Source organism: Mycobacterium kyorinense (assembly GCF_002101735.1).
GTDB lineage: Bacteria > Actinomycetota > Actinomycetes > Mycobacteriales > Mycobacteriaceae > Mycobacterium > Mycobacterium kyorinense.
On sequence record NZ_LQPE01000104.1, the window covers coordinates 1 to 8077 of the forward strand.

7 protein-coding genes are annotated in these 8077 nt (G+C 68.1%); 2 read left to right on the forward strand and 5 right to left on the reverse strand.

What is annotated here, in order from left to right:
* Positions 1-81 precede the first annotated feature (81 nt).
* Genes AWC14_RS12380 through AWC14_RS12390 form a run of 3 tightly spaced genes read right to left on the reverse strand, consistent with a single transcriptional unit; the run spans position 82 to position 3555 of the window.
* Positions 82-1386: an amidohydrolase family protein gene (locus AWC14_RS12380; RefSeq protein ID WP_045377926.1), complete on the reverse strand. Its 1305-nt coding sequence runs from the start codon at positions 1384-1386 to the stop codon at positions 82-84.
* Complete coding sequence (locus AWC14_RS12385; RefSeq protein WP_045377928.1) at positions 1380-2558, reverse strand: CoA transferase; 1179 nt, start codon at positions 2556-2558, stop codon at positions 1380-1382. The genes AWC14_RS12380 and AWC14_RS12385 overlap by 7 nt, the downstream gene beginning before the upstream one ends.
* A 10-nt stretch (positions 2559-2568) precedes the next feature.
* Positions 2569-3555: a MaoC family dehydratase gene (locus AWC14_RS12390; protein WP_045377931.1), complete on the reverse strand. Its 987-nt coding sequence runs from the start codon at positions 3553-3555 to the stop codon at positions 2569-2571.
* A gap of 14 nt (positions 3556-3569) precedes the next feature.
* On the opposite strand from AWC14_RS12390, the gene AWC14_RS12395 reads away from it, so the two are divergent.
* A complete protein-coding gene (locus AWC14_RS12395; protein WP_045377934.1) occupies positions 3570-4715 on the forward strand; it encodes an acyl-CoA dehydrogenase family protein in 1146 nt (381 codons plus the stop codon).
* Between the two features lie 14 nt (positions 4716-4729).
* Positions 4730-5542: an alpha/beta hydrolase gene (locus AWC14_RS12400; RefSeq protein ID WP_081968102.1), complete on the forward strand. Its 813-nt coding sequence runs from the start codon at positions 4730-4732 to the stop codon at positions 5540-5542.
* On the opposite strand, the gene AWC14_RS12405 is transcribed toward AWC14_RS12400, so the two are convergent.
* Positions 5539-6429 (reverse strand): enoyl-CoA hydratase/isomerase family protein, encoded by an 891-nt coding sequence (locus AWC14_RS12405; RefSeq protein WP_428838967.1) that lies wholly within the window; start codon positions 6427-6429, stop codon positions 5539-5541. The genes AWC14_RS12400 and AWC14_RS12405 overlap by 4 nt on opposite strands.
* Positions 6426-7940 (reverse strand): fatty-acid--CoA ligase FadD4, encoded by a 1515-nt coding sequence (gene fadD4, locus AWC14_RS12410; RefSeq protein WP_045377937.1) that lies wholly within the window; start codon positions 7938-7940, stop codon positions 6426-6428. Before fadD4 ends, AWC14_RS12405 begins: the two co-directional genes overlap by 4 nt.
* Between the last annotated feature and the right edge of the window lie 137 nt (positions 7941-8077).

The following is an 8077-nucleotide window of genomic DNA, read 5'->3' on the forward strand; positions in this document are numbered from 1 at the left end:
TACGAGCCGACCACAAAACCAGCCATCAATCACCGCAAAACACGGCCGCTTGACATAGGAGCAACACGCTCGCGAACGAAGTCACCCTGCCGCGTAGACGATTTCGCCGCCGATGATCGTTGCGGCGACCAGATCGGCGTCCAGTTCGGCCAGCGCGGCTTCGGGCGGTGCGGTCAGCAGGCACAGATCGCCGGGCTGACCCGGCTCGACGGTGCGGACCCGGGTGGGGTGCTCGGGCCAGCCCAGGAACATCATCAACGCGCGCCGCTCCGGGATACATTCGTCGGCGCCCAGCACCGCGCCGCTCGCGGTGATGCGGTGCACCGCGGCGCGCATCGCCGCCCACGGGTCGGCGTGACCGAACGGCATGTCGGTGGACAGCGCCACCGGAACACCGGCGAGCAGCAGCGACGCGACCCGCCACAGTTGGTGGTGTTCGCCGGCCGGGATCTCGGCCAGGTACTGATCACCGCGCTCGGCAACGAAATTGGGCTGGGTCACCACCGTCACCCCGAGGTCCACCAGGTCGTCGAGGCAGTCGGACGGGGTGTCGGCCGCGTGTTCGATGCGGTCGCGCGGATGTGCGCCGGCCTGCTGCAGCGCCGCGATCGTCACGAGCAACTGGGCGGCGGTCACGCAGTGGATGGCGACGGGTCCACCGCACCGGTGCCGTTCGGCGATCCAGTGTGCGAGTTCGTCGAGGTCCAAGTTGTCGTCGTGCAGTATTCGCTTGCCGGGTGACAGAAAATGCAGCCGCTGGCGTAGTTCACCGTGGCGGTGCAGCTCGGTCAACTGCACGATGTCGCCGACATCGAGATCCGGTGTGGCATCGGTGATCCCGGTGACGCCGTAGCTGCTCAGCCGGCGGCCGACGTCGGCCAGCCCGAGGTCGCGGCGCTCCAATGCCCCCGACCAATCCGAGTCGGCGCTGCGCAGCCGCCCGTCGGGATGGTCGGCCAGCCCGACCCGGGCCAGCCCGGCCGAGTTGAGGATCCACAGCACACCGCTGCGGTGCTGTATCCGCACAGGTACGGCGGGCGCCAGCGCATCCAGCGTCGTCCGGTCCAACGGCCCGGCCACTGAGTCGTGATAGCCGATAGCGCGGATCCAGCCGTCGTCGCCAGGTTGTGCGGTGGCCAGCGCGCCGGCCAGCGCGTCGCGGTCGCGCACCTGGGGTGGCCCCACCGGAAGCGAGGTTTCGGCTGCGGCCGCGGAGCGCAAGTGGACGTGGTGGTCGTGCAAGCCCGGTATCACGGTGCCGCCCGCCAGGTCGTACACCTCTTCACCGGGCAGCGGCGTGAGATCCTTGCCTACCTGGCTTATCTGCGCGCCGACCCGAACGTCGAGCACGGCGCCGTCCAGCCGGGTCCCACGTCGAATCAGCATGGCGCGCCGAGCTTTTCGGCGACGATATGCTCTACCGCGGCGTTGTCGGCCCCGAGCGGGGACGCCGACGGGTTCGGTGGCGGCGGCTGCGGCGCGGCGACGGGTGCGTGGCAAGGCGGTGATTGCGGCAGCGCGGCGTAGCCGGCGGCGACCTGCGCCATCGACACCTCGATCAGCTCGCCGCCGCCGCGGCCCAACGACTGCGCCACCGCCCGCGCCGCCTCCAACCCGGCCAGCGGGTCGGCGATGGCGTCGCCGCAGAACACCGGCCCTTCGCCGACCAACCCGCCCCCCACCGCGGCGTCGTCGCCGAACGCCGCCCGGTCCGGCTGACCGGCGTAACCGCCGATACGCAACCAGATCCGGCCGGCCCGGGCCGGCACGTCATCGACACTCAACCGGCGTCGACGCAGCGCCGCCGGCCGGGAACCCTCGACAACGACATCTGCGGCGGTCAGCAACTCACGCAAGGCTTCGTCGTCGAAATCCACGGCGTAGGACAGTTTTCCGAAGTTCATCCAGTCGAAGAACGCCGGCTCGCCGCGGCGTGTGCCGTCCGGCCGGGCCGGGCTTTCCACCTTGACGACGACGGCGCCCGCCCGGGCCAGCAGCTGGGTACACAGTGGCCCGGCCCACAGCGACGACAGGTCGGCCACCAGCAGCCCGTCGAGATCCCCTCGCGGAATCGGGTCGCCGATTCGGCGCACCATCGGCGCCGCCGGGCCGGCCTCGCCAAGCCCCGCCGCCGCAATGTCCAGCAGCTGGGCGCGGGTGATCACATTGTGCGTGGAACGTGTTGCGGCCCAATGGGTTAGCGCTTGCCAGTAATCCGCGCGAATGGTGTCGGATTCCAGCAGCGCGGGCAGTGCCTCGATGTCTTCGGGGCGCGGCAGCGCGATCGCGCACCAGCCGTCGGCGGTGGGCAGCAACCGGGTAGCGCCACCCGCAGACATCGAGCCTTGCCGGGTCAAGCCGCGCAGCGCCGCGCGGCCCGCCAATACCGTCGCGACATCAACCTCGACGCCGGTCAGCTCGGCGATCTCGGCAGCCACCCGTCGCGCCTGGGTCAGCACGGCGGCGCGGGAGAAATCGGGCGGCCCATCGGGCGGGCCGGTCAGATAGGCCAGGCCGCTGCCGGCCCAGTCTGCTGCGGCCGCGTCCACGCCCACCATTGTGCGCGCGTCAGAACTGCAGCGCGGTGAACCGCCAGTCCAGCACCTGCCGGTCCGGCTCGTCCGATTCGCTGACGGCGTAGACCAGCGACCGCAACGTCAGCACGCCGCCGTGGTCGGTCGGCTGCGCGGACTCGATGTGCAGGTCGCTGTAGAGCGTGTCGCCTTCGTGCACAGGGCCGGTGTGGTCGCAGGACTCCCAGCCCAGCACCGTCGCCAAGTTGGGCAGCAATCGGGTGGCCTGGGCCAGCGCCAACCCGATGGTGTGGCCGCCGTAAACCAGCCGGCGTCCGGCGACCCGCGAGTCATGATGCACCGCAGCAATATTCAGCGTGAGCCGGGCCAGCTCGGGTGCGCTGCTGACGGTGTCGGCGCTGCTGCGCAATACCGCACCGGCCATGCCGGGGTCGAAATGCGGCCCGGGGATGCGCTCGCGGAACACGGCGCCGTTCCATTCCTGGGTAGCCGAGGGCGGCGGCACCAGGTCTGTGCCGATCGTCGAGAGGTCGTCGGCGTGCTCGGCGGCGTCCGGCGCGGCGCCGGGACTCAACGGCAGCATGGCGCAGCGGTAGAAGTCGAGCACCAACCGATCGGCCTGGTCGATGGTGGTCATCCGCAGGGCTACCAGCCCGGTGGGCGCCCGCCCGGGTTTGGCCGAGTTCTTCTTCAGGCCCACCACCTCGGTGCGGGTGAACAAGCTGTCGCCGATCGCCGGGAAGCGATAGAAGACCAGCCCGCGGTAGAACAGGTTTGCCTTGACGTGCTGAGTCACCAGCGTCGACTGCCCGATCGCGACGTCGCACACCAGGCCGGGATGGGCCAGCGGCGCCGTCGACCCCGTGACCGCCTGGGACAGTTCGGCATCCAGGGGCAACCGCAACCGGTCGCCGAGGATGCTCTGGTGTACAGCGGCCACTCCCGGGGACAGCGTCATCGAGGGGGCGCCGGGAAAAACCTGCCCGACATGCAGGTGGTCGAAGTACGGGCCGCCGGTCATGTCAGCATGTCCTGATGACGGACGAGGAGATGATGCTTGTCGAGACGGTGCGTGAGTTCATCGACAAGGAAGTCAAGCCGTCGGTGCGCGAAGTCGAGCATGCCAACGAGTATCCCGAGGCCTGGATCGAGCAGATGAAGCGCATCGGCATTTACGGCCTGGCCATCCCCGAGGAATACGGCGGCTCGCCGGTGTCGATGCCCTGCTATGTGCTGGTCACCCAGGAGCTGGCCCGCGGCTGGATGAGCCTGGCCGGCGCGATGGGCGGGCACACCGTGGTCGCCAAACTGCTCACGCTGTTCGGCACCGAGGAGCAGAAACGTCGCTATCTGCCGCCGATGGCCAGCGGCGAGTTACGGGCGACGATGGCGCTGACCGAGCCCGGCGGCGGAAGCGACCTCCAGAACATGTCGACCACCGCGCTGCCTTCTGGCACCGACGAGCTGGTGATCAACGGGTCCAAGACCTGGATCAGCAACGCGCGGCGTTCCGGCCTGATTGCCTTGCTGTGCAAGACCGATCCGCGTGCGACGCCGCGCCACACCGGCATCTCGGTGGTGCTCGTCGAGCCGGGGCCGGGGCTGACGATTTCGCGGGACCTGCCGAAGCTGGGCTACAAGGGCGTCGAGTCGTGCGAGCTGTCGTTCGACGGCTACCGGGTTGCGGCCTCGGCGATCCTGGGCGGCGAACCGGGCAAGGGCTTCGCGCAGATGATGAAAGGCCTTGAGACAGGCCGCATTCAGGTTGCGTCGCGCGCGCTGGGGGTGGCGACGGCGGCGCTCGACGATGCGTTGGCGTATGCACAACAGCGGGAAAGTTTCGGCAAGCCGATCTGGAAGCACCAGGCCGTCGGCAACTATCTGGCCGACATGGCCACCAAGCTCACCGCCGCTCGCCAGCTCACCCGGTATGCGGCCGAACGCTATGACAGCGGCGAACGCTGCGACATGGAGGCCGGGATGGCCAAGCTGTTCGCCTCGGAGGTGGCGATGGAGATCGCGTTGAACGCGGTGCGAATTCACGGCGGATACGGATACTCCACCGAATACGACGTCGAGCGCTACTTCCGTGACGCGCCGCTGATGATCGTCGGCGAGGGAACCAACGAAATCCAGCGCAACGTGATCGCCGGGCAACTGGTGGCTCGCGGCGGGATCTGAGTCAGCGACGGGTTATGACCCGGTTTTTCGCGAATCGCGTGCATCAAGTGGCCACCCGGCTGCCTGGATTGACATCACTGCAACAACGGTTGATCTATTTCCCGTCGCCCGGGCCGGTACCGCCCGCCGCGGCTGTCTTGGCCGGCGGCGAAGACGTCGTGCTGGACACCGACGACGGGCTTCGGCTGGGTGCGTGGTTCTTCCCCGCAGCGGGCGGCGGGCCGGCCGTGTTGGTGTGCAACGGCAACGGAGGTGACCGCACGTTACGTGCGCCGCTGGCAGCCGCTTTGAACACCGCCGGTCTGTCGGTGCTGCTGTTCGACTACCGGGGTTACGGCGGAAACCCCGGCCGCCCAACGGAAGACGGACTGGCCGCCGATGCGAGGGCCGCCCGGGAATTCTTGTCGGCTCGCCGGGAAGTCGATCGGATCGTGTACTTCGGCGAGTCCCTCGGCGCTGCGGTTGTGGTTCGGCTTGCGCTCGAGTCGCCGCCGGCCGCGCTGGTGCTGCGCTCGCCGTTCACGTCGCTGACCGACGTCGGCCGGTTGCACTACCCGTTTTTACCCGTCGCCGCACTGTTGGCCGACAGGTATCCGTCGATCAGCCGCATCGCGCGCGTGGGGGCGCCGCTGTTGGTGATCGCCGGCGACCGCGACACCCTGGTGCCTGCGGATCTGAGTCGCCGCTTGTACGACGCTGCGCACGAGCCGAAACGGTTCCTTCTGGTGCCCGGCGCGGACCACAACAGCATGGACTTGCTCGACGGCCCTCTGATGATCGACGCGGTCGTGCGTTTGCTCCGCGAGCACGGTGTGCTCGACGGCTAGCCCACCGCGTCGACCAGACCCCATGCCAGCGCTGTCTCCGGGTCGATGGTGTTACCGGAAAGCACCAAATACGCTGTGCGCCAACGTCCGATGCGACGGGTGATGCTGACGGTCCCGCCGGCGCCCGGGATCAGACCGAGGCTCAGTTCGGGCAGCCCGAACACCGAGTCGTGCGCCGCCACCACCCGTCCGCAGAACGCCGCCATCTCCAGTCCGCTGCCCAGCACCTGACCGTGCACCTCGGCGCGGCAGGCCGACCCGAGCCGGGCGGTCAGCGCGTCGAGCACCAGGGCGGGGCTGTAGCGGGTGCGGGCCAGATGCGCGGTGGCGGGGTCGCTGAAGGTGCCGAACTCGGCGAGGTCGCCGCCGCTGCAGAACGACGGCCCGTTACCGGACAGCACCACCTCGTCGACCGACGTGTCGTAGCGCGCGACGTCGAGCGCCTCCAGCAGGGCGGCGCGGGCGTCGGTGGAAAACGCGTTGTGCCGCGACGGCCGGTTGAACTTGATCCGCAGCGTGTTGCCGTCGCGCCGAGCCACCACCGGGTCGGGAATCGCCGGCATGCGGGCCGGGCCGCGTTCGGCGAGCCAGCGCGCAAATTCCTGGCCGGATTGGAGCGTGGAGTAGGCCAGCGATTCGGTGATCACCCCGCGAAACGCGGGCGCGCCGGGATCCACCGCACGCAGCACGTCGTCGCACACCGCTGCGGCCTGCGGCCAACGCCTCAGTCGCTGACCAAGCTCGCTCAGCATCGCGTCCACCGACGGCACGGTGATCACCCGCCGGTCGTCGCAGGCGTCTTCGGTCACCGTGAAAGTTGGCTGCTCACTGATGTTTCCGGTGTCGACACCGACGACGATCCCCGCTGGCAGCTCGACAACGCTCACGAATACTTCTTGACCAGTTCGCCTTTGAACATCTTGCCGGTCTCGGTGCGGGGCAGCTCTGCTTCGAACGAGATCGACCGCGGACATTTGTAATGCGCCAAGCGGTCGCGCAGCCACGCCATCAGCTCGGCGGCGAACTCGTCGGTGGCGTCGGCCGGGTCGACGGTCTGCACCACCGCCTTGACGCTTTGGCCCATCTCGTCGTCGGGAATGCCGAACACCGCTGCGTCCAATACTTTTGGATGGGTGACAAGCATGTTCTCTGCCTCTTGGGGGTAGATGTTCACCCCGCCGGAGATGATCATGTGGTGGCGGCGGTCGGTGAGGTACAGGTAGCCCTCGTCGTCGACATAGCCGACATCGCCGACCGTCACCCAGCCGTGTTTGTCGCGCGATGCCGCGGTTTTCGCTGCGTCGTTGAGGTATTCGAACGCATAGCCGCCCTCGAAGTAGATCTCGCCGGCCTGCCCGGGCGGCAGTTCGTTGCCGTTCTCGTCGAGGATGTGTATCTCGCAGGCCATCGGCTTGCCGACCGAGCCCGGGTGGGCCAGCCACTCCTCGGCGGTGATCAACGTCGAGCCGATGGCTTCCGATGACGCGTAGTACTCGTCGATGATCGGGCCCCACCAGTCGATCATCTGTTTCTTGATCTCCACCGGGCACGGCGCCGCCGCGTGGATCACCCGCTGCAGACTCGACAAATCATACGAATTGCGCACGTGCTCAGGCAGTTTGAGCATCCGGGTGAACATGGCCGGCACGAATTGGCCGTGGGTGACCCGGTAGCGCTGGATCGCATCGAGGCAGCCCTCGGGGTCGAACTTCTCCAACACCACCGTGGTGATGCCGCCGGCCTGCACGGTCATGGACCACACCGACGGCGCCGTGTGGTACAGCGGGGCCGGGCTCAGATAGATCGAGTCCGGCGTCATCCAGAATCCGACCAGTGCCGACATCATGCCGGGCGCCTCGGCCGGAGGAACGTGCGGCAGTTCGCGTTTGATGCCCTTGGGCCGACCGGTGGTTCCCGACGAGTACTGCAGCAGGTCGCCTTCGCGTTCGTCGTCGATCGGCGTATCCGGTTGGTCTGCAACGCATTCCGGGTAGCGCTGCCAGCCGGACAGGTCCTCGTCGGCGATCAGCAACAGCTCCGGCAGACCACCCGGCAGATGCTCGGCGAGATTTTCGCAGGTTTTCCGCAGCGCGGCCGAGCCGATGATCGCCTTGGCGGCGCTGTTGTCGACGATGTAGGCGGCTTCGGCCGCGGTCAGGTGGGTGTTGATCGGTACGTAGTACAGGCCGCTGCGCCGCGCGGCCCACATGACGGCGTGGATGTGCTCGTTGTTCTCCATGAGGATCGCGCCGGAGTCACCCTCGACCAGCCCGGCCCTCCGGAAGTAATGCGCCAACCGGTTGGCCCGGGCTTCCAGTTCGTCGAAGGTGACGACCGTGCCCGACGGATGGAGGATGACCGCAGGCTTACCGGCGCCGACATGCTCGCGAATCTGCATGGGCAGACTGTACCGCCACCAAACTTGACAGCTGTCAAGTGGTCAAACCAATGCCGCGAACGTGTTGCTCCTATGTCAAGCGGCCGTGTTTTGCGGTGATTGATGGCTGGTTTTGTGGTCGGCTCGTAGGCGGCGGC

Excerpts from the sequence above, each read along its gene's own strand:
- AWC14_RS12380 (WP_045377926.1), bottom strand. The coding sequence starts at position 1,386 with ATGCTGATTCGACGTGGGACCCGGCTGGACGGCGCCGTGCTCGACGTT.
- AWC14_RS12385 (WP_045377928.1), bottom strand. The coding sequence starts at position 2,558 with ATGGTGGGCGTGGACGCGGCCGCAGCAGACTGGGCCGGCAGCGGCCTG.
- AWC14_RS12390 (WP_045377931.1), bottom strand. The coding sequence starts at position 3,555 with ATGACCGGCGGCCCGTACTTCGACCACCTGCATGTCGGGCAGGTTTTT.
- AWC14_RS12395 (WP_045377934.1), top strand. The coding sequence starts at position 3,570 with ATGACGGACGAGGAGATGATGCTTGTCGAGACGGTGCGTGAGTTCATC.
- AWC14_RS12400 (WP_081968102.1), top strand. The coding sequence starts at position 4,730 with ATGACCCGGTTTTTCGCGAATCGCGTGCATCAAGTGGCCACCCGGCTG.
- fadD4 (WP_045377937.1), bottom strand. The coding sequence starts at position 7,940 with ATGCAGATTCGCGAGCATGTCGGCGCCGGTAAGCCTGCGGTCATCCTC.